Source organism: Hydrogenovibrio kuenenii DSM 12350, from assembly GCF_000526715.1.
Classification (GTDB): Bacteria; Pseudomonadota; Gammaproteobacteria; order Thiomicrospirales; family Thiomicrospiraceae; genus Hydrogenovibrio; species Hydrogenovibrio kuenenii.
In genome coordinates this window covers 1,867,752-1,892,198 of sequence record NZ_JAGP01000001.1, presented here as the reverse complement: position 1 = coordinate 1,892,198, position 24,447 = coordinate 1,867,752, and the positions used below count along the sequence as shown (strand labels likewise).

Annotated in this window: 21 protein-coding genes; 16 read left to right on the top strand and 5 right to left on the bottom strand. The window is 40.5% G+C overall.

The annotated features are described in order from the left end of the window. Positions 1–270 precede the first annotated feature (270 nt). Both N745_RS0108955 and N745_RS0108950 read right to left on the bottom strand, forming a co-directional pair. Positions 271–840, bottom strand: a complete 570-nt coding sequence (locus N745_RS0108955; RefSeq protein ID WP_024851785.1) for a DUF302 domain-containing protein — start codon at positions 838–840, stop codon at positions 271–273. A gap of 166 nt (positions 841–1,006) precedes the next feature. Further along, entirely contained in the window at positions 1,007–2,131 is a 1,125-nt protein-coding gene (locus N745_RS0108950) for a 4-phosphoerythronate dehydrogenase (protein ID WP_024851784.1), read from the bottom strand. Positions 2,132–2,249: 118 nt separating this feature from the next. Here N745_RS0108950 and N745_RS0108945 point away from each other — a divergent pair, with 118 nt between their 5' ends. The 4 genes from N745_RS0108945 to N745_RS0108930 all read left to right on the top strand — a co-directional run bounded on the left by N745_RS0108945 (position 2,250) and on the right by N745_RS0108930 (position 8,968). After that, the gene (locus N745_RS0108945; RefSeq protein WP_024851783.1) at positions 2,250–2,882 is read left to right on the top strand and encodes an alpha/beta hydrolase; all 633 of its coding nucleotides are present in this window, start codon (positions 2,250–2,252) and stop codon (positions 2,880–2,882) included. A 134-nt stretch (positions 2,883–3,016) separates the two neighbouring features. After that, positions 3,017–4,438, top strand: coding sequence for a TolC family protein (locus N745_RS0108940; protein ID WP_024851782.1), 1,422 nt, complete (start codon positions 3,017–3,019; stop codon positions 4,436–4,438). 64 nt (positions 4,439–4,502) lie between these two features. Further along, positions 4,503–5,600 carry an efflux RND transporter periplasmic adaptor subunit gene (locus N745_RS0108935; RefSeq protein ID WP_024851781.1) on the top strand — a complete coding sequence of 366 codons (1,098 nt, stop codon included), beginning with the start codon at positions 4,503–4,505 and terminating at the stop codon, positions 5,598–5,600. A 29-nt stretch (positions 5,601–5,629) separates the two neighbouring features. Then, positions 5,630–8,968 (top strand): efflux RND transporter permease subunit, encoded by a 3,339-nt coding sequence (locus N745_RS0108930; RefSeq protein WP_024851780.1) that lies wholly within the window; start codon positions 5,630–5,632, stop codon positions 8,966–8,968. Positions 8,969–9,121: 153 nt separating this feature from the next. On the opposite strand, the gene N745_RS0108925 is transcribed toward N745_RS0108930, so the two are convergent. Next, positions 9,122–10,180 carry a CobW family GTP-binding protein gene (locus N745_RS0108925; RefSeq protein ID WP_024851779.1) on the bottom strand — a complete coding sequence of 353 codons (1,059 nt, stop codon included), beginning with the start codon at positions 10,178–10,180 and terminating at the stop codon, positions 9,122–9,124. A gap of 8 nt (positions 10,181–10,188) precedes the next feature. After that, positions 10,189–13,290, bottom strand: a complete 3,102-nt coding sequence (locus tag N745_RS0108920) for a bifunctional diguanylate cyclase/phosphodiesterase (RefSeq protein WP_024851778.1) — start codon at positions 13,288–13,290, stop codon at positions 10,189–10,191. Between the two features lie 325 nt (positions 13,291–13,615). On the opposite strand from N745_RS0108920, the gene N745_RS0108915 reads away from it, so the two are divergent. From N745_RS0108915 to N745_RS0108860, 12 genes are all read left to right on the top strand, one after another. Continuing rightward, positions 13,616–13,966: a winged helix-turn-helix domain-containing protein gene (locus N745_RS0108915; protein ID WP_024851777.1), complete on the top strand. Its 351-nt coding sequence runs from the start codon at positions 13,616–13,618 to the stop codon at positions 13,964–13,966. A gap of 179 nt (positions 13,967–14,145) precedes the next feature. After that, positions 14,146–14,574, top strand: a complete 429-nt coding sequence (rplM, locus tag N745_RS0108910; protein ID WP_024851776.1) for a 50S ribosomal protein L13 — start codon at positions 14,146–14,148, stop codon at positions 14,572–14,574. 11 nt (positions 14,575–14,585) lie between these two features. Beyond that, on the top strand, positions 14,586–14,978 hold the full coding sequence (gene rpsI, locus N745_RS0108905; protein ID WP_024851775.1) for a 30S ribosomal protein S9: 393 nt from the start codon (positions 14,586–14,588) through the stop codon (positions 14,976–14,978). A gap of 293 nt (positions 14,979–15,271) precedes the next feature. Further along, positions 15,272–15,997, top strand: coding sequence for a TorF family putative porin (locus N745_RS12330; RefSeq protein ID WP_024851774.1), 726 nt, complete (start codon positions 15,272–15,274; stop codon positions 15,995–15,997). 84 nt (positions 15,998–16,081) lie between these two features. Further along, complete coding sequence (locus tag N745_RS12325) at positions 16,082–16,921, top strand: urease accessory protein UreD (RefSeq protein WP_024851773.1); 840 nt, start codon at positions 16,082–16,084, stop codon at positions 16,919–16,921. Positions 16,922–16,947: 26 nt separating this feature from the next. Next, positions 16,948–17,250 carry an urease subunit gamma gene (ureA, locus tag N745_RS0108890; protein ID WP_024851772.1) on the top strand — a complete coding sequence of 101 codons (303 nt, stop codon included), beginning with the start codon at positions 16,948–16,950 and terminating at the stop codon, positions 17,248–17,250. A gap of 16 nt (positions 17,251–17,266) precedes the next feature. Beyond that, positions 17,267–17,587, top strand: a complete 321-nt coding sequence (locus tag N745_RS0108885; RefSeq protein WP_024851771.1) for an urease subunit beta — start codon at positions 17,267–17,269, stop codon at positions 17,585–17,587. Between the two features lies 1 nt (position 17,588). After that, complete coding sequence (ureC, locus tag N745_RS0108880) at positions 17,589–19,295, top strand: urease subunit alpha (protein ID WP_024851770.1); 1,707 nt, start codon at positions 17,589–17,591, stop codon at positions 19,293–19,295. 39 nt (positions 19,296–19,334) lie between these two features. Continuing rightward, a complete protein-coding gene (gene ureE / locus N745_RS0108875; RefSeq protein WP_038070696.1) occupies positions 19,335–19,817 on the top strand; it encodes an urease accessory protein UreE in 483 nt (160 codons plus the stop codon). Between the two features lie 10 nt (positions 19,818–19,827). Further along, positions 19,828–20,487 (top strand): urease accessory protein UreF, encoded by a 660-nt coding sequence (locus N745_RS0108870; RefSeq protein WP_024851768.1) that lies wholly within the window; start codon positions 19,828–19,830, stop codon positions 20,485–20,487. Positions 20,488–20,503: 16 nt separating this feature from the next. Beyond that, entirely contained in the window at positions 20,504–21,106 is a 603-nt protein-coding gene (ureG, locus tag N745_RS0108865; RefSeq protein ID WP_024851767.1) for an urease accessory protein UreG, read from the top strand. Between the two features lies 1 nt (position 21,107). Further along, positions 21,108–21,761: a hypothetical protein gene (locus N745_RS0108860; protein WP_024851766.1), complete on the top strand. Its 654-nt coding sequence runs from the start codon at positions 21,108–21,110 to the stop codon at positions 21,759–21,761. 106 nt (positions 21,762–21,867) lie between these two features. Here the strand turns inward: N745_RS0108860 and nrdA are convergent, their stop codons facing one another. Further along, positions 21,868–24,150, bottom strand: coding sequence for a class 1a ribonucleoside-diphosphate reductase subunit alpha (gene nrdA / locus N745_RS0108855; protein ID WP_024851765.1), 2,283 nt, complete (start codon positions 24,148–24,150; stop codon positions 21,868–21,870). Between the last annotated feature and the right edge of the window lie 297 nt (positions 24,151–24,447).

Here is a 24,447-nt window from a genome sequence, read left to right as displayed (position 1 = left end):
ATTTTATGGCTTTCTATGTTTTTTTTATTATGAGTTATTAATATGCTAATTTTCGAATATTAGAGATTTGTTTTATATGTTTAGGTGCGCCTTTTATTGGGAGGGGGACTTGTTTTTCAGTGGGAGTTGGTTCTGATGGTTTTGTTTTTTTAGATGAGAAATTCGAGGTGTTGTATTGGTGTTGTGCTGTAAAAGAAGTGAAAAAAAACCCCGATAAACGGGGTTTTTGATTAAGACTAATATGTCTTGAGGGTTGTCAGGTATTTATGCTTAGAAAGCGCCTGATTTACCTTTTTGTAGCATTTCCCAGATAGTGTTACGCACTTTCATAGTTGCTTTACGTAATTCTGGAGGCATCTTTTTACCCATTTTGATTGCCATGTCCATGTTCATTGAGTAAAGATGTAGGCCATCTTTTTCACCAACGATAGTAACACGACAAGGTAGGAAACCACCCATAGCTGGAGAGAAGTCTAGCATTTTACGTGCAGTTTCTGGGTTACAGAAAGACATAACGTAAACAGTATCTGATTTGATGCCGCGAGCGTTCAATTCTTTTGATAATGGTAGTTCACCAACGTTTTTAATGTTGTTGTTAATCCCTACGTTGTTGATTGCATCGATTACATCTTGTAGTTCAACGCCGTCATCAACTTTAACTTCCCACATAGTTGCTGCTGCGATGTCGCCATCATGCTTAACCCACTTATCCCAGATTTGCATGAATGTTGTACCTGCACCTGGTGCAAGATTGTTGATTGCGTTAATGGTTCCGCAACCTGAAAGGGTAGAAATCGCTGCTGCGACTAGGGCAACTTTGAAAAGGTTTACTAATTTCATTAAGGTATCTCCATTGAGTTGTCGAATTGATATGTATCAATTTTTCAGAAGCAAGGTTACTCCTGTCATTCATAAAAGAAAAATTAAATTTTTTGTTCAGGAATAACTATATTTTATGATTAATAACCAATTTCTAATATTTGCGAATTACTAAATAGTTATTTGCTTATATGTCTAAGACGTTGAAACCAAGCGCTTTTATACATGAGTTTTCAGCGGCTAAACGACCACTTTTTACATCGAACTGCGTCCATTCATGATGGGTAGGATAGTGTCGTCTATAGTATTCAAATTTTTTATATACCTCATTAATTCGGGTGGAACGGATAGCGTAGTCATCAGTAAGTGGGTCATAGCATTGTCGCACTATGTTAAATAGCGTGGTTTGAAATGGTTTTTCGAGATCGGTAATGAGTGGTGTTTTAGGGTGTGGAACTTTTTCTTGCCAATGGTTTTGAGGTGTTTCGTTCCAGTGTTGGCACAAAACTTCATAAACCATGCTGCTCCCTTTAATTTTGGCTTCCAATGCATGTCCCGCTATATGTGGGGTGGCGATATCAGCTGCTTGATATAAAGACTCATTTATATTGGGTTCATTTTCCCAGCAATCAATTATGTTTGATAGTGTTGGGGTTTGAGTCCAAATGGTTTCATCAATAATTCCTCCTCTGGCAGCATTAATCAAAATGGTTGAGGGGGTGACCAAGTGAAAGTTTGTTGAGTTAAGCAGTTGATAGCTAGGGTGAGCCCCTTCTGTTGTTAAAGGGGTATGGAAGCTAACGATGTCTGCTGAAAGTGCGGTTTGAAGGTTGACGAAGTGTGGCAGACCTTCTCGTTCTTGCCTTGGAGGGTCGTTTAACAAAACCGTCATGCCAAGCCCGCGAGCTTTTTGTTCTAATAGTTTTCCAACATTGCCAACGCCAATAATACCAATCGATTTATCTTTAAGTTGAAATCCTTTTTCTTCTGCGAGATAGAGTAGGCAGCTAATAACATATTCTGAAACAGAGTTGGCGTTACAACCTTGTGCCGAATAGAAGTGAATATGTTGATCAGCAAGGTAGTGTTGGTCTATGTGGTCTAAACCAACAACGGTACTACCAACGAATGAAACTGTAGAGCCATTAAGTAGAGATTCATTTACTTGGGTGCGCGAACGAACAATTAATGCATCAGCATCTTTTACTGTCTCTGCATTAATGTCACGTCCGGGAATAAGTGTTATTTCACCAAGGTGAGAAAACATCTCTTGAGCATAAGGAACAGCATCATCGATCACTATTTTTTTCATTTCAGATTTACATTTTGTTTTAATTAGAGTGTTTATTATATAGTTTGTGAAAAAAGTGCTTGGGTGAATTGGGTTTAAAAAATCATCTTAGTTCTGTCAGAGGTTATGGAAAAAATAGATGTCAAAATCAATAGAAGGTGAAGTTGGTAAATTAGAGATACGTTTGACGTTGCCAGGAAGAAAAAGAACCGGTAATGATCAAGCAGAGAACCCTTATGAGGATCATTGGGTTGTTTTGAGTCACCCTCACCCCAAGTTTGGTGGCACCATGGATAATAAAGTTGTGACGACAATGGAGCGTACTTTTCAGTCTTTGGGTTATGGAACAGTTTCTTATAACTTTAGAGGTGTTGGGTTATCAGAGGGTGATTATGATAATGGTGAAGGCGAACAAAATGATCTTAAATGTGTCGTTGATTGGTTAAAGCAATCGCATTCTGTTGTTCATTTGGTGCTAGCAGGATTTTCCTTTGGTGGTTATATCTCCTTAAAGCAGTGCTCAGCATTACAGGCTGATGCAATTTGTACGGTTGCACCAGCAATTGGGTTGTATGACTTTTCTGACGTGGGTGTTGATGTTCCTTGGGTGCTTATACAGGGAGGAGAGGACGAAGTAGTTTCTTCCCATGAGGTTTTAGACTGGGCTATGAAGCAGTCATCTTTACCTAGTATCTACTGCCGACGTCAAGCGAGTCATTTTTTCCATAGGCAATTAGTTTGGTTAAAACAGGTGTTGCTACTAGAATATTAGAGTTTTCTTATATATAATCTGCACAAATATAAGTATTTACTAATATCTTAATAAGATTGATTTATAAGGTTTGATTCAATAGTCTAGCGTTAAATTCATTCTAAATGATTGAGATAAAGTACAAAGGAATCTCTATGTACCTAAAACCACGTAAGATTGTGCTGTCACTATCTGCAATTTTAACCAGTTCAATGTTGATAAGTGCGCCAGTGCATGCTCAAGAATATTCTTTTCGTCAATGCGTTGATTTAACCTTAACGCAGAACCCAGAAGTAGGTGCAAGTCGCTACCGTTTGCAGCAAGCTGAATCTGCTTTAAAACAGTCTGATGCGCAACGCTACCCAAAAATCACTTTGTCTGCAACGGCAATGAATTCTGATGATGCGTTGAATGTATTTGGCATGAAGTTAAGTCAGCGTGAGGCAACTCTCGGAGACTTTGGGTTTAATAACCAAACAGCTGCGGCATTCAATGCGGGGAACTGGGGATATGCCCCCAATGATTTAAACAACCCAGGTTCTCACTCTGATTTTAATACTCGATTAGAAGTCATGGTTCCGGTTTGGAATGGTGGTCGAGTATCTAGCTTTCAAGAGCAGGCTAAAGCAATGATTCAAGCGGCGCAGCACGGTGATGAAGCTGTGAAGCAAGTGCTGACTTTTCATGTGTATCAAGCCTATGAAGGAGTGCATACAGCAAAAGCCTTTGTTCAAGTTGCAGAGCAAGCTGTAAAAGCATCGAAGTCTTATGTTGAAACAACCAAAAACATGGTTGAACAGGGTATTGTTGTTAAAAGTGAGTTGTTAAGTGCGAATGTTCATTTGTCTCAAGCAATGACAGCGCTTGAAAAGGCGCAGACTCAAGAACAGATAGCCAAAGATAACTTAAGAGTGTTGATGAATATTGATGACAACACGCCTTTAACTGTAGGGCCTCGTGTCGATTTAACTGTACCTTCGGATAACTTACAGAAATTGCTGGCTATGGCAAATGATGCTAACCCTCAAGTTGAGGCGTCGCGTCAAGTTGTGAGGTCTTCCTTAGCGGCCATTGATGCCAGTAAAGCGGATAACTATCCAAGCTTTAATATTATGGCGCGTGGCGATACCCATGATAAAAACCTTGGGCTTGGAAGTCATTCTTATACAGTTGCAGGAGTTGTATCTTGGAAATTAACTGACTTTGGTTTAACTTCCAGCAAAATTGATCAAGCCAATGCAGCTGCAAATGAAAAGCAAGCAGCGCTTCAATCTAAAGAAAACCAAACTAAATTGATGGTTTTAAAGGCATGGCGTTCATTGCATGTTGCCGAAAAGCAACGTGAATCGAATAAGTTAGCGGTAGGTCAGGCAGAAGAAGCGCAACGCTTAATCATGAAGCGTTACAAAAATGGTGTCGCAACCATGACAGAAGTTCTGGCTAGCCAAGCTCAATTAGATCAGTCACGTGCTGATTTGGTTCGTTCTACATTTGAAATCAATACCCAAAAAGCACAGCTTCGTTTGGCTACAGGTACGATGGAAATGCAGGACCAGAAGATTTCAATGGCAGACTAAAAACAATCGTTTTTTTAAAGTATTTAACTGAATTATTACAAGTTTCGATTTAGAGGTAAACGAAATGAAAGGATTAACAAAACTAATTGTATTGGGATTGATGTCGGCCTCTATGGTTGCTTGTCAGTCAGATAAGCCTGAAAAAGCGCTGTCCATTCAAAATGTGGATGTTGGCGTTGAAACCGTTTCGTTGGGAGCTATTCCTTTAAAAGTGGTTGTTCCTGGCGCAATTGTGCCAGATCAGAAGGCAATGATCTCTTCGCGTTTGATGGGCTATATTAAAAACTTAGATGTAAAAGTTGGGCAAACAGTTAAGCGTGGTGATGAACTGTTTTCGATTGATTCAGCTGATGTGAAAAGTGGTGTTTTAAAAGCGAGATCTGGTTATCAGCAAGCTGATGCGGCTTTGCTTGATGCAAAATTGGATTATGATCGTTTTAAAAAATTGTATGAAGAAGATTCAGTCTCTAAACAGCAGTTCGATAAAATCAGTCTGCAATATAAAGTTGCGCAAGAAAACTTAGTGGCAGCTAAGACCAATCTTGATCAAGCTAAGTCTCAACTTCAATATTCAAATGTAAAAGCACCTTTTAATGGTGTAGTTGTGCAAAAAATGGCTGTAGCTGGTGATTTGGCTGCACCTGGACACCCAGTTTTGGCCTTGGAAAATAGAGACTCGTTGAGTGTGCAAACACAGGTTTCTCAAGATCTTTATACTGTCTTACGTCTTGGTGATACCGCTGAAGTGTTGATTGATGGTCAGTCTAAACCGATGAAAGGCACTATTTATACATTGGTAAGTGCTGCTGACCCTAAAACACGTTCACATACGGTGAAATTAAGCTTGGCATCTTCTGTGGATGTTAATAGTGGAACCTTTGCGCATGTAGGCTTTAAACGTGGTGAAAGACAAACGATTATGGTTCCAAAGTCAGCGGTTGTTGTACGTTCTGGGATAGAGGGTGTATTCGTTGATGAAGACAAGCAAGCCAACTTTAGAATGGTGCGCCTAGGTGAAAGCATTGGCGACCGTGTTGAAGTGAAGTCTGGTTTGAATCTTGGTGATGTTATTGTTGTTAAAAATAATACAAGCCTGTTAAACGGCGATCATTTAATTGTCGAAAACAAAACTTCAGATGCGATTAAAGCCGCTGATAAATAACAGAGAGCCAAGTTATGTCAGAACAACAGATGATTGATCAATCCAATTCAGAGGCGCAAGTCAAAAAAGAAGCGCCTTTAAATATGGCGGGAAAACTCGCCAAAATGTTTATTCACTCAAAAATAACCATGATGATTATGGTAGCGATTATGTTGGCTGGTGTGCTCGCTTATTTAGTGACGCCTCGTGAATATAATCCGCAAATTGTGGTGCCAGCAGCGAACATTATTGTGCCGAAAGGTGGTGCAACGCCTGAAGAAGTGCAAAACATGGTGGTTAAGCCTTTAGAAACTATTTTGAGTGCTTTACCGGGTGTGGATCATACCTTCGGTTATGCCAGTGAAGATTTTGGTGTTGTGACGGTGCAGTTTAAGGTTGGAGAAAATCAAGTTGAAAGCTTGGTGAAACTCTATAACCAGATCATGCAAAACATGGATAAGATGCCACCGGACACCCAGCAGCCAATCATTAAACCAATCAATGTTGATGATGTGCCAATCATGACATTAGCAATCACGTCAAATGATCTATCTGGTTATGACTTGCGTGATGTCTCTTTAAAGTTGATAGAGAATCTGCGTAATATTCCAGGTGTTTCTTTTACCAATGTTGTTGGTGGAAAAAAACGCGCTATTAATGTTCTGTTGGATGCGCAAAAAATCGCGTTAACAGGACTGTCTCTTGAACAAATTAATAAAATGTTGAAAGGGAATAACGTTTCTTTACCTGTTGGTAGCTTGGTCAACAATAACAAAACCTACCCTGTAAGAGTGAATGGGTATCTTGGTAATGCGAAAGAAGTAGGGGATATCATCATTGGTATTTCTAAGGGGCACCCTATTTATCTAAAAGATATTGCCAAAATTACCGATGGACCAATGGAAACAGATACGGATACACGTATCGGTTATGGAATGGCATCAGCAAAATATTCAAATGTTGAAAAGCCAGCGGTGACTATTACGATTGCTAAAAAGCCGGGAACTAATGCAGTAACAGTTGCAGATGCAGTGCAGGCAAAATTGGCTGAATTAAAGAAAAGCGTGCTGCCATCGAATGTGCATATTGATATTACTCGTGATGACGGTAAAAAAGCGAACGCTGCGGTTAATTTGTTAATGGAACATTTAGCCATTGCTGTCGGATCGGTGGTTGTTATTCTCATTCTCTTCTTGGGTTGGCGCGAGGCTGGAATTGTTACCCTTACCGTTCCGCTTATTTTATTTGTGGTGCTGTTTGTAGGGTATGTTTCGGGGCAAACGATTAACCGAATTACGTTGTTTGCACTGATTCTCTCTTTAGGTTTGTTGGTGGATGCTGCCATCGTGGTGATAGAGAATATACACAGGCATATTCATGATGGATTTGATCCCAAAAACTTTGATCAGGTATTGATTCGAGCAACAAATGAAATCGGTAACCCAACCAATGTGGCAACTTTTGCGGTCATTTTGGCCTTTATCCCTATGTTGTTTGTAACTGGGATGATGGGGCCCTTTATGGCGCCCATTCCATTCAATGTGCCTGTGGCAATGATTGCATCTTTGGTGATTGCTTATATTTTGGTTCCTTATGCTTCTTATCGTTTTTTAGGTAAGCGTGCAATTGCCGAGATGAAAGCTCGTGAAAGTCTTGAGACGCACCATGTGCAAGAAGAAGACTGGATGCAGAAGTTGTATGCTAAGACCATTGTGCCTTTGATTGAAAATCGTACCAAGCGTAATATCTTTTTGGCTGCGGTGTTGGTTTCCCTGATTGCTGCGATGTTACAGCCAGCGCTTCAGTTTATTCGCTCTGATGGCATGAACCATCCGCTACATGCGGGTGGGGTCGAAGTGAAAATGTTGCCTTATGACAATACCAGTACCTTCTTGGTACAAGTGGATATGCCGGAAGGTACGGCACTTGAAGCAACGGATATTGTTGTGCGTCGTGTTGGGGATGTATTGCGGCATACGCCTTTTGTGACCGACTACACTGTTTATTTGGGTGAGCATGCACCAATTGACTTTGCGGCTCTTGTGCGTGGTGATTTGATTAAGGAAGGATCTAATTTTGCACAGATTCGTGTCAATTTGGTCAGTAAACATGATCGTGATGCTTCATCACACCAAATTGTTCAGTCCTTGAACAAGGCGTTGAAAACGGTTCGTGCAAGTTTTCCGACAGCGAATATTAAACTCTATGAAACACCTCCGGGTCCTCCTGTGACAACACAGATATTGGCTGAGCTTTATGGGCCAGATTATGACAAGTTGCGTCAAGCTGCAAAAGAGATAGATGCCAAAATGCATCAGGTTTACGGCATGATGAATATTGATGATAGCGTAACGGCGACAACCGAAAGTTATGAAATCAATATTGATCGTACGCAAGCGAACTTGCTGGGCGTTGCGCCAGCTAAAGTTTCAAAAATGTTGCGTGACTATATCAATGGATTTGAACTGGGGTATATGCACTTAAATAATGTGCGTGAACCGGTGAATATTATTGTGCGCTTACCGCGCTCGGAAAGAACGGTCCCTCAGCAACTGTTGTCGTTGAGAGTGACTTCTCGTTCGGGTGAGTCGGTACCAATCTCAGCCTTTGCAACCCTCAAAAAAGTTGAAAAAGCGAAGCCAATTCTAGGTAGGGATCAGCATCAAATGGTGATGGCTGGTGGTGAGCTGCTGCGTTCTAGTCCTGTTTATGCGGTTCTAACGCTGGATAAAATGTTGGATGGCGTGAAACTACCTGGATCCGGCGTTACTTTCCATACAGCGAACCTTGGCTTCTTAAACGCGCAACCCAAAGATGTGATGAATTACACGCTATTATGGGGTGGGGAAATGCGTTTAACGTTGGATGTATTCCGTGATATGGGGAGTGCATTTATTGTTGCCTTGATATTTATCTACTTAATTTTGGTGGGTTATTATCGTTCATTTATGATGCCGGTTATTGTGATGGGGGCGATACCTTTGACAATGATTGGGGTTTTCCCAGGACATTGGATTACCGGTCAAGCCTTTACGGCTACGTCTATGATTGGGGTGATTGCACTTGCAGGGATCGTTGTTAGGAACTCCTTGCTGTTAATCGACTTTATTCTTGAATATCGTAAAGAAGGTAGAACTTTGCGTGATGCTGTTATCGAGGCGGGTAAAGTACGTTTCAGACCAATTCTGTTGACGGCATTGGCAATCATGTTCGGTTCGATGATTATGATTACCGATCCTGTATTTGGTGGATTGGCAGTATCACTTATCTTTGGAACACTGTCTTCTACCGTGTTAACCCTTCTGGTTATTCCGTTGCTTTATTACATTTGGCAGTGGCATGGCGGTGTTAAGTACACTGAAGGTGGTTTGCCAAGACCTGAGAAATAAATGCTATAAGCGCTAGCGAGATAATATTTCGTAAGCGCAGTTTTTATTTAAAAGAGCTCATTGCAGAAATGTAATGGGCTTTTTTTATGCATAAAATGTGTCTGGTAAAAAAGACGGTGTGACCCAGCCTGGCAGATTTTGATAGTGTTCTGATTATCGGGATTTGATAGCGGATTCAAGTGCTTGTTCAAAAGCAATGAAATCAAACTCAGCATTTTCTTCAAGTAAAAGCTCAAGGCGACTGTCTTTACGATAGGCAATGATTTCTCTGCTTGCCTGTTGTGGCACATATTGAAAAAGCATGCGTGGGTTGCCGACACGAAATATACCTTTGGCTCGTAAGATTTCAGGTGTTTGACTGAAATGCTCAAAAAGTTCAAAAAGTTTTTTCCAATCAAAAACTACGTTGGAATTAAATACCCATCCGATAGATTGAGCATGTGAAGTTTTTTGGTAGGCTCGCTCAATTAAACCGTCTATGTCTTTTGATTCATAAGGTAGGTTATAAATAGATGGGGGAATGTTATCTACTAGTAAAGGAGACGCATGAGATGTTTGTGTTTTGTGTAATGAGAAACGAAACTGTTCGTTTGTAAAATGTTCGCCAAATATTTCAGAAACATCTGTATTGGCATTTTGTGTTTTGAGGATATTTCTTTTTGGCGGAAAAAGGCTTTGGCAATAGTTTTCCAATGTCTGAAGTTGTTCACTGCTTGCAAGGTCAATTTTGTTTAGCAAAATCACATCCGCCATATTGAGCAGGCTTTGAAAAATAGCTTTTTCTTGAAGTTCGGCTGTTTGAGTTTGGCTGGCATCGAATACAGAAAACAAAGTTTGGATATCAAAAAAAGGTGAGCACTCTGGCGACTTAAGTACATCGACGATTGTATCGGGCTCTCCCAAACCAGTGGGTTCTATAATGAGTCGATGGGGACAAATGTTGTTAGCAATGTCTAATAAACTTTGTTTTAGGTCCCCTTGCGCCGTACAGCATATACAGCCACCAGGAATCTCATGAGTTGATACATTGGTATTGTTGAGGGCCGATGGGGTGAGTATGGCGCCATCTATGCCAATAGCACCGAATTCGTTTATTAAAAGCGCCCAATGCTCTTCTGGTGGCTTTTGTTCAATCAGTTGACGTACTAAAGTGGTTTTTCCTGACCCCAGTGCGCCTGAGATTAAATTGACAGCAACGTTGGGTTTGATCATGTTTGTCGTTAATTGTTCAGGTTGCTATTAAGTGCATATTGAATGAATTCATCAAACGGTAAAGGTTGGCTATAAAAATAGCCTTGCACTTCTTGGCAGTTTAATTGTTCTAGCATTTCTTTTTGGGCAACAGTTTCAACGCCTTCTGCAATAGAGCGAATATCCATTGCATTCGCCATTTCGATAATTGAGCGAACAATAGCGTAATCTTTCGGTTTTTCTATATCATCAATAAAAGATTTGTCAATTTTCAGTTTGTTGACAGGGAAGTGTTTGATGTAGGCCAATGAAGAATAGCCTGTTCCAAAGTCATCAATTGCTATTTTAGTACCGTGTTTTGAAAGTTTTTCTAAAATTTCTGTTACGGCTTCAGGGTTTTCCATTAGGATGCTTTCAGTTACTTCAAGCTCCAAACATTCTGGGTTACAGTTGTTTTTTGTAATCGTGTTTTCGATAAAATCTGCCAGGCTGGGGTCTTTAAACTGTATTGCAGATAAGTTAATTGCAATGAGTAGCGGCTCTTTAAATTTTGATTGGTAGGGTTGGACGTCTGATAAAGCCTGTTGAATCAACCAGTAGCCCAGAGGAATGATTAAACTGGTGCTTTCTAAAGTTGGAATGAATTCCAGTGGAGGGATTAACGTGCCATCAGGTTTTTGCCAGCGAACCAAAACTTCTGCCCCGATAACTTTTCCTGTTTTTAAGCAAACCTGAGGTTGGTAATAAAGAACAAATTCTTCATTATCCAGCGCTTTGGATAGAGCGATTTCCAGATTTCGCTCTTGGATTGCCCGTTCTTGCATTTCTGTTTGGTAGAATTCAAAGTTGTTTTTGTCACTTTTTCTTGCTCTGTTAAGCGCGGTAAGTGCTTGTTGAATAAGCTCTTCAGGTGTGTTTTGGCTTTGTGTGTCAAATAAAGTTACGCCCAATGAGGTTTGAATATTTACTTGCTCATTTTCCAGTTGATAAGGTAGGTCAAAACGCTGGTTAATTGCGTTCATAACCTGGCTGGCTTGTAAGTTTAGGTCTGCATTTTTATTGTTGTTTAGTTGGCATAATACGGTAAATTCATCACTGCCAATACGGCTAATAGACGTATTAATAGAGTCTTTGAGTTGTATGTTTTTTAGTCGGTTTGCTGTTTCCACTAATATTTCATCGCCAGCCAAATGTCCCAATGTTTCGTTTAACATTTTAAAGCGTTTGATGTTTACGATGACAAGTATGAAATTAAAGACAACACTTCCTCGTTGTTCTTGAAGTAGTAATTGTTCAATTTTTTGCTTGAGGAAGAAACGATTGGCCAAGCCTGTCAAATCATCATGGTTTTTCAGATACGAAATTTCAGATTCGGCTTGTTTGCTTTGGGTAATGTCTATTCGGTGCAGGATGTAATTTGTAATGGTTTGTTTGTCATCAAATACGGCAGTGATGGTCTGATAAACTTGATAGTCCGTTCCATCTTTGCGTTGGCTCCATGCCTCGCCTTTCCAACGCCCGGTTTGTTCAACCATTTTCCAAGAATCGACATAGAATTGTGTTGGGTGTTTAGGGGAACGCAGGATGTCGGGTTTTAAACCAAGAACTTCATTTTCGGTATAGCCTGTCATTTCGGTAAAGGCTTGGTTGGTTTTTAAGATTTTTCGACGTTCATCTGTGATGATAATCGATTCCTGTGATTCAAAAGCGATAGCTGAAATCGTTTGAGAAGCTTGGTGAGCTTTTTCTATTTCCCTAAACTGTAGTCGTTCTAGTCCTAATCCGACATCATCAATGAGTTCTTGAATAATTTTTACAATTTTTTTGTTAAAGAAATTTGGTGTTAGTGCATAAAAAACAATAACAGCTTCTACTTCGCCTTCTCTCATAATAGGGAAGGATGCCAAGGAACGAACACCCCATTTCACGGCTTCTTTGAACCAAGGTCGTGAAGATTCGGTTAAGGCGTATTCGTTTTGAATAATGGCTTTTTTTGAGCGATAGGCAAGACCTACGCCGCCTTGTCCTTCTGGTTTGTTGGCGTCGATCGAGACTTGTACTTTGCTGAGAATTTCTTTACCAATGCCTGATATGGCGGTAGGTACTACCCAGTCAGAGTGTGGTTCTTTTTCGGCTATCCAACAAGATGGGATGCGAATATAACGAATAATTATGTCAGTGATTGCTTGATAGATTTCTTTTTTGTCTGTCAGTGTGGTGACGGCGTGGTTGGCTTCGCTTAAGGCGTGGTAAATGTCTTTTTGTTGTTCTAAGTCTTCAAGAGTATTGACTAGATTTAGGTTGGCGTGAAAAAGCCTATAAAGAGACAGGGTAATGAAGGTTAAAAATAGTAAGCTAATAATTACCAGTGCAAGGTTATACCAAAAATTGTTTTGTATGTCGTTATTGGTTGCTTGTTGATAAAGTGTGTGAAGATTAAGAGTGTCTTTTTTAAGAGGTAGAACCAAAATTTGGTGATAAATTTTGGAGAGTTTTTGTTGTAAGGTTATAAGTTGTTTGCTTTGTATCGCTAAAGAACGACATGCATCATTGGAAACATTTGCTTCAAACTGAGTAATTGTTGTAGAAAAGTGTTTAAGTGCTTCTGACTTGATAGGCAGGTTTGATAGATTGTGTGCGGAGATTAAATTAGATAACGCAATATTTTGTTTTGGCGAGTTTAGGTGGTTTCTGCACTGGTCTACTTCTTTGTGAAATTGATTGTTACCCTGTGCATATTGAATGAATAATGGATTAAATTCATTAATTAAATGATTAAGATTAGTGACAGTTTGCTTTAGTTGTTTTAAAGACGCATTAAGTTTTGGTGTATCTTCACTGTCGTTTTGAATGATGCGGAGTAATTTTTGAATTTTATGTGTGTTTTTAACTAATGCCTGGCTGTCGAGTTGCTGGCTTTCTGAAAAGAAAATCATCGACCTTGAAAAATCTATGTCTTCACTAATGAGTGAGATTGCATTTTTTAAAATCGAATCTCTATGCTTTATTTGTTCAGTTTTGTGGTAAAGAAAAGCAGCAACAGTTATTAGGGAAATAGCGAAAAAGGAAATAACGTATTTGCCATGCTTGATAAAGCGGTCATTGTAAAAAGGGGTGCGTCTTCTAATCATCCATGGCCTGATATTTATTTAAATAGTTTAAATCTATTACTCTTGTGCTCTGAAAGAGTTCAAAAGCATGCTTTTCGAACGTTGAAAATACCTTAACTTTTATATGTAAATTTTTAAAGCTTTTTTATCTCGCGTTTAAAATTTAGGTTCATGTTAAACGGTTGCGCTAAGTTTTCAAGCGAATAAGGTGTTACTTATTTTATATATCTATATTAAGTTTGTCAGATGTATGGTTTTGACGAAAGCGCTTATTGATCAATAAAAGCTTTATAATAGTAACTATATATTTTGAGAAAAAATAAAAGACATTTTAAAAGAGGGTTTTATGCCTGGTGAGCGTTATTCAGAGAAAATTTCAGCGCGTTTTTGGTTGACAGGTCAGTCTGACGCCTATGTTGGTATTGGACGAATTACTTTACTAGAAAAAATACAGCAGCTAGGTTCGATCAATGCGGCAGCAAAAGATATGCAGATGTCTTATAAGAAGGCATGGCGACTCATTGAAGAAATGAATCAGTTTTTTGACGAGCCATTGGTTGTTAAAGAACAGGGCGGTAAGGCTGGTGGGGGGACTAGATTGACCGATAAGGGGAAAAAGTTAGTCAAAGAATTTCGCCGAATAGAGAGTGGATTAACCGAATTTCTACAACGTGAGTCTGCTTTACTGCGCCTATAAAACATGAAAAAGTGAAAACTTTAATAAAATCAACTAAATTACAGCTTGACATTGGCGCTAGAATCCATAAAATTCCACTTCTTTAATCCTTACCCTTATTGCCCGTTAAACAGTAAGAGTGTCATTAATATTTTTTAGTGATGAGATTTGGATTACACATAGATTTTTAGGACAAAGTTATGAAAACATTTGTTGCAAAGCCAGCAGAAGTAAAAAGTGACTGGTACATTGTAGATGCTGAAGGCAAAACTTTAGGTCGTATGGCATCTGAAATTGCTGCGCGTTTACGTGGAAAGCATAAGCCAGAATATACACCTCATGTAGATTGTGGCGATTACATTGTTGTTATTAATGCTGAAAAAGTAGCCGTAACAGGTAATAAGCGTAAAGATAAAATGTATCACCATACAACTGGTTATGTTGGTAACCTTAAGTCAACCAACTTCGAAAAATTGGTAACTGAAAAACCAGTTCGTCCGATTGAGTTCGCGGTTAAAGGTATGTTGCCTCGCGGTCCTCTAGGTCGTGCAATGATGAAGAAGCTTAAAATTTATGCGGGTGCCGAGCATCCACATACTGCACAGCAACCTAAAGTACTGGATATTTAAAAGGAAAGAATATGGCAACAGAACAATATTACGGAACAGGTCGTCGTAAAAGCTCAGTCGCTCGCGTATTCTTGCGTGCGGGATCAGGGAAAATGACTGTAAACGGTCGTGATATCAATGAGTACTTTGCTCGTGATACAGACTTAATGGTTATTAATCAACCTTTCTCAGCAACAGAAAGCACGGATAAGTTCGATGTTTATATCACTGTTACTGGTGGTGGGACAACTGGTCAGGCTGGTGCGGTTCGTCATGGTATCTCACGTGCATTGGTTAACTATGAAGAAGGTAACCGTTCTGCATTGCGTGAGCGTGGATTACTAACTCGTGATGCGCGTAAAGTTGAGCGTAAGAAAGTTGGTCTTCGCAAAGCTCGTCGTCGTCCACAGTTCTCAAAACGTTAATCACAGTATTTTCGTTTTCAAAAAGAACCCGCCTTGTGCGGGTTTTTTTATATCTGTCATATTTTTAAACTGTTCGTTGTTTAAGGTTTCGTGAAAGAAATGTGAAGAAAGTGTTGCACCAATATGAATAAAACTAGTTCCAAATTGGAATTTTAGTTAATGGGGTAGAGGTGGGGTTTTGAAGTGAAAACTTAGTAACATATTGAAAATTAAGATTAAAGTATTAGTTGGCACCTTCATTTCTTTAGTTGAGGTGAGTTTATGATTAACTTATCAATAAATAAGGAAGCGAAATGAAAAAAATAGCACAATTAAAATCATTAGTTATGGCAATGGCAGTTGCAGGTTCAACAGTCGCAGCATTAACACCAGCAACTTCACAAGCTGATGTTTCTTATAGTGCGGGCGTGAGCAACATGTATTTATGGCGTGGTATCAACATTAGTAATCCAGCACCAACTGTTTCAGGTAGCATTGACTGGTCTAACGATATGTTCTATGCAGGTACTTGGACATCTTCAGAAGGTAAATTTGATGGAAGTTCAGAGTGGGATTTATATGCAGGTTATACTCCTAAGATAGGTGATTTTGGTTTCACTTTAGGTTATAACGCATACCTTTATCCGTACGCTAACAAAGATATGTTTAAGTACGTTAAAACTGGAACAAATGGTTCTATGTTAGGTGATTATGTTCTAGGTATGGCATATAAAGATCTTTCCTTGACTGTTTATTTAGATGCAAGAGGAAAGGATAGTGATAACAATAAATATATCACAGCAGACTATTCGATCGGTAAGTTTGGGTTGCATGCTGGTATTAACAAAAATGACAAATCGGCTGCAGAGTATACTGAGTTCAATGTTAGTTATGCAGCCACGGATAAATTGACATTCACACTAAGTAAAGCACAAGGTGATGGTGCTAAAGCTATCGCAAAAACTGTTTCTGCGAATGGTTCAGGAACAGGTGCAGAGGGTGAAAACCCACAATTACAAGTTAGCTATTCTTTCATGTAATTGTTAACCCAGAAGTAATAGTTAGTTATAGTTAGTAAAAGGGGCTTCGGTCCCTTTTTTATTCAATGAAGAATAGAGTTTTGTATGGAAGAGCGTCAATTCAAAACAGGATGGAAAGGCTTTTTATCTTTTAAGTTTGTTGCGGACTTAGGTCGAACAGTCGTAAAAGATAAAAAGCATTTTGGGCCATTAGTTATTCAGCGCCCTTACTATCAAGAAGTTGACTTGCCACAGGTATTGATACTTCACCCACCAGGTGGCATTGTCGGTGGTGATGAACTGCAAATAGAAGTTGGCTTGTCTAAAAAAGCCAAAGGCATGGTTAGTACGCCGGCCGCCACAAAGTTTTATAGAAGCAATAACCGTCTAGCAACGCAATCGCAGTTTGCTATTTTGGAAGAGGAAGCCGAGTTGGAATGGCTGCCTCAAGAGACCTTGTTCTTTGAAAGTTCTAATGCCGACAATGTCATACGTTTTCAGTTGCACGAGTCATGCAAGTTAATCGCATGGGATATTGTTGGTCTTGGGCGACCAGAAAGTGGTGAGGTCTATGCAAAAGGGCAGTTGAAACAAAGATTAGAGTTTATTCTAAATGGAAAGAAGATTTTTATAGATCGACTAACTCTTGTGCCTAACAGTCCGCTGCTAGCAAGTCAAACTGGATTTTGTCGTTATTCATTGTTTGCAACCGCTTTGTTTTACACATCAGATTTACAAAGTCAGGACTCCCTGTTAGATTTATTGCAAAGCCAGAGCTGGTTGACGTCTGTCGGTGTCACCAAAGTTTCTGACGGGCTCATTGTTCTGCGAGCTTTATCTTCCCAGTTAGATGATATTAAAGATGATTTATATAAAGCTTGGGTTTTAGCTAGGCCGCTTATACTAGGGCGTCAAGCACTTAAACCAAGAATTTGGAATACATAAGAAAAATAGTATCAGAGGAAATATTCATGGAGTTACTCCCTAGAGAAAAAGATAAGTTGTTGTTATTTACTGCTGGCTTGGTGGCTGAACGTCGCTTGCAGAGAGGGGTGAAGCTTAATTATCCAGAAGCTGTTGCCTATATCAGTTGCGCAATTTTGGAAGGCGCAAGAGATGGAAAAACCGTTGCAGAGTTGATGGATTATGGAACCACAGTGCTTTCAAGGAGTGATGTAATGGATGGCGTGCCTGAGTTGATACATGAAGTTCAAGTTGAAGCAACGTTTCCAGATGGAACGAAGCTGGTAACTGTGCATCAGCCTATCGTTTGAAATAAGGAGAATTGACATGACAAAAAAGCTAGTGCCAGGTGAATTGATTATTTCAGCGGGTGAGATAGAGCTGAATGCTGGACGAGATACGCTTGAAGTTGAGGTCGCAAACAGTGGCGACCGCCCTGTACAGATAGGTTCTCATTATCATTTTTACGAAACAAATTCCGAGTTAAGTTTTGATAGAGAAGCGACCAAAGGGTATCGATTGGATATTCCTGCTGGTACTGCTGTACGTTTTGAACCTGGACAAAAACGTAAAGTGCAGCTTGTCGCGATTGCAGGGGCAAAGCGTGTATTTGGATTTAATCAGAAAGTAATGGGGGCATTGGACTGACATGAGCTACAAAATTGATCGAACTGCCTATGCTGAAATGTATGGCCCAACCGTAGGTGATAAGGTGAGATTGGGTGATACCGAACTGATTATAGAGGTGGAAGAGGATAGAACCACTTACGGTGAAGAGGTTAAGTTTGGTGGCGGTAAAGTTATTCGAGACGGCATGGGGCAGGGGCAAAAGTGTGCCGCCGAAGTTGTTGATACTGTCATTACCAATGCATTGATTTTAGATACTTGGGGAATTGTTAAAGCAGATATAGGTATCAAAGATGGCTTTATCAGTGCTATTGGTAAAGCTGGTAACTCGGATATTCAACCAAATGTAGATTTTGAAATTGGTGCGGGTACGGAAGTGATAGCGGGTGAAGGCATGATTATTACCGCAGGCGGTATTGATTCACATATTCATTTTATCTGTCCCCAACAAATCGAAGAAGCCTTGATGTCCGGTGTTACCACTATGATTGGTGGTGGAACTGGTCCGGCAGCCGGAACCAACGCAACAACCTGTACATCTGGTGTTTGGTATATGCATCGTATGTTGGAAGCGGCAGAAGAGTTTCCAATGAACCTTGGCTTTCTGGGAAAAGGGAATGCTTCTATGCCTGAACCCTTGGAAGAGCAGGTTAAGGCTGGAGCGATTGGTTTAAAGTTGCACGAAGACTGGGGTACAACGCCGGGCGCAATTGATTGCTGTTTGTCCGTTGCGGATGAATATGATGTTCAGGTTGCCATTCATACCGATACGCTTAATGAATCAGGCTTTGTAGAAAATACCCTCGCGGCCTTTAAGGGTAGAACAATACATACTTACCACACCGAGGGCGCTGGTGGTGGTCATGCGCCAGACATTATCAGAGCGTGTGGTTTCTCTAATGTATTGCCTTCCTCAACGAATCCTACTCGTCCGTTTACAGTTAATACTATTGATGAGCATTTGGACATGTTGATGGTTTGTCATCACCTTGATCCGAATATTGTTGAAGATGTGGCATTTGCTGAGTCACGTATTCGCCGTGAAACCATTGCTGCGGAAGATATTCTTCATGATTTAGGTGCGTTTTCGATGATCTCGTCTGATTCTCAAGCAATGGGGCGGGTAGGTGAGGTGATTACGCGCACTTGGCAAACTGCCCACAAGATGAAGGTGCAGCGAGGTGCACTACCTGAAGAGTCGGGAGATAACGACAACTTCCGTGCCAAGCGTTATGTGGCGAAATACACCATTAATCCTGCCATTACTCATGGTGTTTCAGACATGGTTGGCTCGGTGGAGGTTGGAAAGTTTGCCGATCTAGTGCTTTGGCGCCCCGCTTTCTTTGGTGCAAAGCCTAGCATGATTATTAAAGGTGGCATGATTGCCGCAGCGCCAATGGGAGATGCCAATGCATCCATTCCAACACCTCAACCGGTGCATTATCGCAATATGTTCGCGACTATGGGGAAAGCGGTGTATGGAACCTCGTTGACTTTTGTCTCTCAGGCGGCATATGAGTTGGGTATCAAAGAGCAACTAGGTTTGAATAAGCGTTTAGCGGCTGTTAAGAAGACGCGCGATATCAGTAAAGCGGATATGGTGTTGAATGATCTTCAGCCGGATATTTCAGTTGATCCAGAAACTTATGAAGTAAGAGCGGATGGCGAATTGTTGGTTTGCGAGCCAGTGGATGAATTGCCATTGGCGCAGAGATACTTTTTGTTTTAATCCAGTTTTAAAGTCTGTGCTGAATCTTAAAGGATAGTTATGAGAGAGTTTGTTAGCGTTCAAGAGGTCAAAGATGATTCTGCGCTAGAGCGTTTGATTTTGACTTATGCGGAAAGGGAAAAAAGCCGTTTGAAAGCCAAGTTGTCAAGCGGAGAGGAAGTGGGGTTGTTTTTGCCAAGAGGTACGGTGTTAAAGCATGGAGATGTTTTGGCCTCTGCAGAAGGAGATTTGGTTCAGGTTGTAGCGGCTGCTGAAACCGTTTCGACGGTGACTGCAGAAGATACGCATTTATTGTTGCGAATTGCATATCACTTGGGCAATCGTCATGTTCCTTTGCAGGTTGAGTCCAATTGGTTGCGTTATCGTCATGATCATGTCCTGGATGATATGGTTCGATTGCTTGGCGGTACGGTAACTGTTGAAGAGCAGCCTGTACAACCTGAAGGTGGCGCATATGGCGGAGGTCATCATCATGAACATAAACACGACCATGACCATGCGCATGGTCACCATCATCATTAGGGTCGGATGAATGTCGTCACTTCTTAGGTTGCTTCAATTGTCTAGCCCAACATTACCTGTTGGTGCTTATGCTTATTCCCAGGGGATAGAAGCTGCTGTTCATAGTAAGTTGATTGTGGACATGGAGTCAGCGCAAAGATGGTTGCATGATGTATTAACACAGAGTATTTCATTGAATGATTTGGCATTGTTAAAGCATTTGTATATCGCTTGGTCAGAAGGGGATCTGGAAAAAGTTAGTTCTCTGGGTGAAGTCAGTCTGGCCATTCGCGAAACGCATGAATTAAGGATGGAGGATCAACATCTAGCAAAAGCGTTGATTCGTTTGACAAAGCCATTGAGTGTCGATTTTCCTGAAGAGATGGAAAACAAGGAAACCTATCCTTTGGTTTTTGCAAAGTTTGCTGTGAGTTGGAAGGTTTCGTTGCAAGAAGTGCTTGAAGCTTTTTGCTGGTCTTGGCTGGAAAATCAGATAGCCGCAATGGTCAAGCTTGTGCCTTTAGGTCAAACTCAAGGTCAAATGTTAATGTTGAAAATGGACGAAAGTATTCATCAGGCGATAGAACAGGCAAAGCAATCCGAAGAAGAGGATATTGGTAATAGTTTGCCTATGTTGGCGATTTTGAGCGCGCAGCATGAAACACAATATACAAGATTATTTAGATCATAAATAGAGAGAAGGATATATGAAACAGGCACTAAGACTTGGTATTGGTGGGCCAGTGGGCTCAGGGAAAACAGCTTTGGTAGAGATGTTATGTAAGCGCATGCGAGATGACTACAGTATAGCGGTTGTGACCAATGATATTTACACCAAAGAAGACCAAGAAATTTTGATTCGACAAGAAGCGTTGACTGAAGACCGAATTGTAGGTGTGGAAACGGGTGGATGCCCGCATACTGCCATTAGAGAAGATGCTTCAATGAACTTGACGGCTATTGAAGAGCTGCAAAAGAAATTTGATGACCTAGATTTGATTATTATCGAATCAGGCGGAGATAACATTAGTGCGACATTTAGTCCTGAATTGTCGGATTTGACCTTGTATGTTATTGATGTGGCAGCAGGCGATAAGTTGCCAAGGAAAGGTGGGCCAGGAATTACGCAATCGGATTTATTGATTATCAATAAAATTGATTTGGCTCCTTATGTCGGTGCCGATTTATCGATTATGGATCGGGATACCAAAATTCAACGGGGTGATCGACCTTTTGTGTTTTCGAACTTAAAAACACAGGAAGGTTTGGATGATATTGTTAATTTCGTGATCGATAAAGGGATGTTGTAGGATGGAAATCGGATTACTGATTGTTTTTTGGTATGGCATTCTCCATGCCTTCGGCCCAGATCACTTAACGGCGATTACGGATTTTTCTATAGGGCGCCAGCGAAAACGAGTGATGTTAATCACGCTTGGGTTTGCCATAGGTCATGGCGTTAGTCTGTACTTGTTTGCATTGCTGTTGTCGAATACACCAATTCCACATGAGTGGCTGGCGTATGGCGATGTGGTTGCCTCAAGTGTCATTATTTTGATGGGATTGTATTTGTTGTATTTGGTGTTTGCAGACAAGATTCACGTGTCTCCTCACCAGCATGGCGCTAAGACGCATATGCATATATGGATTGGTAAAAAAAATCATGACCATTCGTCAAAAACTACCATTAGATCATGGTTGTCGGCTTCCGCGACAATGGGCTTGTTGATGGGGATGGGAGGCGCTAGAGGTATGTTGATTACCTTGTCGGCATTATCGCATCAGGCGGTGAGCGGTTGGATGGTCTTAAGCTTTACGCTCGGTGTGGCCTTGGTGTTTTTAATTTTTGGATTTGCCATATCCGTGTTAAATCAGAGATTAGTTGCATCAGAGAAGATATTGCGAGGATCCTTCTTAACTGCGGGCATCGTCTCTTGCATGGTTGGTGGTCAAATATTGCTTTAAAAACTACAAAATCTGCCAGGCTGGGTAGTGTTGGTTTCAAAAAATAAAGGCAATAAAAAAGGGCGAGATAATCGCCCTTTTTTATTGTCTGTAAACGGGTTATGGTTTACAGCTTACATGCGCCGCTTGCGCAGCCATCATCTTCCTCGACGTCTTTCGCGCCGTCACGAGTATTATGATAGTAGAGCGTTTTAAGTCCCATTTTGTAAGCATATAAAATATCTTGAAGAACCAGTTTAATTGGAACTCTATCTTCGTCGAATCTTACTGGGTCATAGTTTGTGTTAGCAGAAATTGCTTGATCCACAAACTTTTGCATAATACCAACCAATTGCAAATAGCCTTTGTTATCAGGAATTTGCCATAGTAGTTCGTAGTTGTCTTTATATTCTTTAAAGCCTGGAACAACCTGTTTCAAAATACCATCTTTGGAAGCTTTAACAGAAACATAACCACGAGGTGGTTCAATACCATTCGTAGAATTGGTGATCTGTGATGAAGTTTCACAAGGCATGAGTGCTGTTAGTGTTGAATTGCGCAGACCATGTGTTTTGATTTCTTCACGAAGTGTTTCCCAATCGCAATGAAGTTTTTCATTACAAGCTTCGTCCAACTCTTTTTTGTAGGTGTCAATTGGCAAAATACCTTGTGCATATTTGGTGTCGCCAAACATGCTGCATTTCCCCACTTCTTTAGCTAAGTTTAAAGAGGCTCTTAACAAGTGGTATTGAATGGCTTCAAATGTTTTATGAACCAAATCATTAGCCGAGCCATTGGAGTATTTGACATGATTTTTTGCAAGGTAATAAGCCAAGTTAGTGACACCAACACCTAGCGTGCGTCTGCCTAAGCTTGCTTTTTTAGCGGAAGTAACCGGGTAGTCTTGATAATCCAGTAGGCTGTCTAAAGCGCGGACAATCAAATCGGATAATTCGCCAAGTTCATCTAGCTCATCAATGGCACCAAGGTTAAAAGCTGATAGGGTACATAAAGCTATTTCACCATTTGGATCCTCTACAGAATTAAGAGGGTTTGTTGGTAAGGTGATTTCCAAGCAAAGGTTCGATTGATGAATCGGTGCTTTTTTAGGATCAAATGAGCTGTGCGTGTTGGAATGATCCACGTTTTGAACGTAAATTCGTCCAGTCTGGGCACGCTCTTGAGCAACCATTGTCAGAAGATCCAGTGCTTTGACCGTTTTCTTGCGAATTTTGTCATCCGCTTCGTAAATTTTGTATAAACGTTCAAATTCATCTTGATCGTTAAAGAAAGCATCATAAAGTCCCGGCACATCCGAAGGGCTAAATAATGTAATCTCCCCACCTTCAATCATGCGTTGATACATCAGCTTGTTCATTTGTACGCCATAATCTAAATGGCGAGCACGGTTTTCTTCAACCCCACGGTTGTTTTTCAAGACCACAAGTGATTCGATTTCTAAATGCCAAACAGGGAAGAATAGTGTGGCTGCACCACCACGTACGCCACCTTGCGAACAAGACTTAACCGCTGTTTGGAAGTGTTTGATAAATGGAATCATACCTGTGTGGTAAGCTTCACCACCGCGAATCTCTGAGCCAATCGCGCGGATACGCCCTACATTCACCCCAATCCCTGCGCGTTGAGATACATATTTAACGATGGATGAGGAGGTTGCATTAATTGAATCAAGTGAATCACCACACTCAATCAATACGCAAGAGCTGAATTGGCGAGTTGGTGTACGAACCCCTGACATAATAGGAGTCGGTAGCGATAATTTGAAATTAGAAGCGGCATCATAGAAGCGCTTAATATAATCAAGCCTAGTCTTACCTTCTTCTGCATCGTTACTGTAATGTGCAAACAAGCTCATAGGAATAAGCATGTAGATGAACTGCGGACTCTCAAAGATTTGCCCTGTTACGCGATTCTGAACTAAATACTTTCCTTCTAGCTGTTTAACAGCTGCATAGCTAAAGTTCATGTCACGTTCATGTTTGATGTAGTTATCAAGTTCATCAAACTCAGCCTTGGTGTAATCTTCGAGAAGCTGAGTATCGTACATGCCACGGCGTACCATCTTATTGACATGCTCAAATAGTGTAGGGGGCGTGAAGCGCTCAAACGCTTTTTTCCTTAAGTGGAAAATCGCGAGTCTTGCAGCAAGGTGTTGATAGTCTGGAGAAGATTCAGAAATCAAGTCGGCGGCAGACTTGATAATGGTTTCATGAATGTCTGCACTATTAATGCCGTCATAAAACTGGATATGTGATTTCAGTTCAACTTCAGAGACAGAAACATTCTCTAGGCCTTCTGCAGCCCAAGTAATGACTCGGTGAATTTTTTCTAAATCAATAGGTTCTTTTGACCCATCGCGCTTGGTGACAAGTAAGTTTTCGTTCGACATGGCTACAATCTTTAATAAATTCAGAAGGTTAACAAAAAGAGTAAATTTTCTTGCTAAGAAATATGTGCAAAGTGCATTATTATTTTGTGGGTAGAACTGCGTCTTTCTACTATATATAGTTTTTGTTGCACCGTTAGACTCAAAATATAGTGGAAAGTGGAAATTAATGCAACACATAGGATGAGCTTTTTCTATTAAATTTTTTTGCGGTAAAAATGAAAAAAATTAATGCAAAAAATGCTTGAAAAAAAACCATTTCAGTAGGAGCTAATATTGTTTTCTTTAGTGGTAAAAAAT

Bases quoted from the DNA above. Each gene is read 5' to 3' on its own strand.
- N745_RS0108920 (WP_024851778.1), bottom strand. From the start codon at position 13,290: ATGATTAGAAGACGCACCCCTTTTTACAATGACCGCTTTATCAAGCAT.
- N745_RS0108955 (WP_024851785.1), bottom strand. From the start codon at position 840: ATGAAATTAGTAAACCTTTTCAAAGTTGCCCTAGTCGCAGCAGCGATT.
- N745_RS0108860 (WP_024851766.1), top strand. From the start codon at position 21,108: ATGGAAATCGGATTACTGATTGTTTTTTGGTATGGCATTCTCCATGCC.
- ureE (WP_038070696.1), top strand. From the start codon at position 19,335: ATGAGAGAGTTTGTTAGCGTTCAAGAGGTCAAAGATGATTCTGCGCTA.
- rpsI (WP_024851775.1), top strand. From the start codon at position 14,586: ATGGCAACAGAACAATATTACGGAACAGGTCGTCGTAAAAGCTCAGTC.
- N745_RS12330 (WP_024851774.1), top strand. From the start codon at position 15,272: ATGAAAAAAATAGCACAATTAAAATCATTAGTTATGGCAATGGCAGTT.
- N745_RS0108950 (WP_024851784.1), bottom strand. From the start codon at position 2,131: ATGAAAAAAATAGTGATCGATGATGCTGTTCCTTATGCTCAAGAGATG.
- nrdA (WP_024851765.1), bottom strand. From the start codon at position 24,150: ATGTCGAACGAAAACTTACTTGTCACCAAGCGCGATGGGTCAAAAGAA.
- N745_RS0108930 (WP_024851780.1), top strand. From the start codon at position 5,630: ATGATTGATCAATCCAATTCAGAGGCGCAAGTCAAAAAAGAAGCGCCT.
- N745_RS0108935 (WP_024851781.1), top strand. From the start codon at position 4,503: ATGAAAGGATTAACAAAACTAATTGTATTGGGATTGATGTCGGCCTCT.
- N745_RS0108940 (WP_024851782.1), top strand. From the start codon at position 3,017: ATGTACCTAAAACCACGTAAGATTGTGCTGTCACTATCTGCAATTTTA.
- rplM (WP_024851776.1), top strand. From the start codon at position 14,146: ATGAAAACATTTGTTGCAAAGCCAGCAGAAGTAAAAAGTGACTGGTAC.
- N745_RS12325 (WP_024851773.1), top strand. From the start codon at position 16,082: ATGGAAGAGCGTCAATTCAAAACAGGATGGAAAGGCTTTTTATCTTTT.
- N745_RS0108925 (WP_024851779.1), bottom strand. From the start codon at position 10,180: ATGATCAAACCCAACGTTGCTGTCAATTTAATCTCAGGCGCACTGGGG.
- N745_RS0108885 (WP_024851771.1), top strand. From the start codon at position 17,267: ATGACAAAAAAGCTAGTGCCAGGTGAATTGATTATTTCAGCGGGTGAG.
- ureG (WP_024851767.1), top strand. From the start codon at position 20,504: ATGAAACAGGCACTAAGACTTGGTATTGGTGGGCCAGTGGGCTCAGGG.
- ureA (WP_024851772.1), top strand. From the start codon at position 16,948: ATGGAGTTACTCCCTAGAGAAAAAGATAAGTTGTTGTTATTTACTGCT.
- N745_RS0108945 (WP_024851783.1), top strand. From the start codon at position 2,250: ATGTCAAAATCAATAGAAGGTGAAGTTGGTAAATTAGAGATACGTTTG.
- N745_RS0108870 (WP_024851768.1), top strand. From the start codon at position 19,828: ATGTCGTCACTTCTTAGGTTGCTTCAATTGTCTAGCCCAACATTACCT.
- ureC (WP_024851770.1), top strand. From the start codon at position 17,589: ATGAGCTACAAAATTGATCGAACTGCCTATGCTGAAATGTATGGCCCA.
- N745_RS0108915 (WP_024851777.1), top strand. From the start codon at position 13,616: ATGCCTGGTGAGCGTTATTCAGAGAAAATTTCAGCGCGTTTTTGGTTG.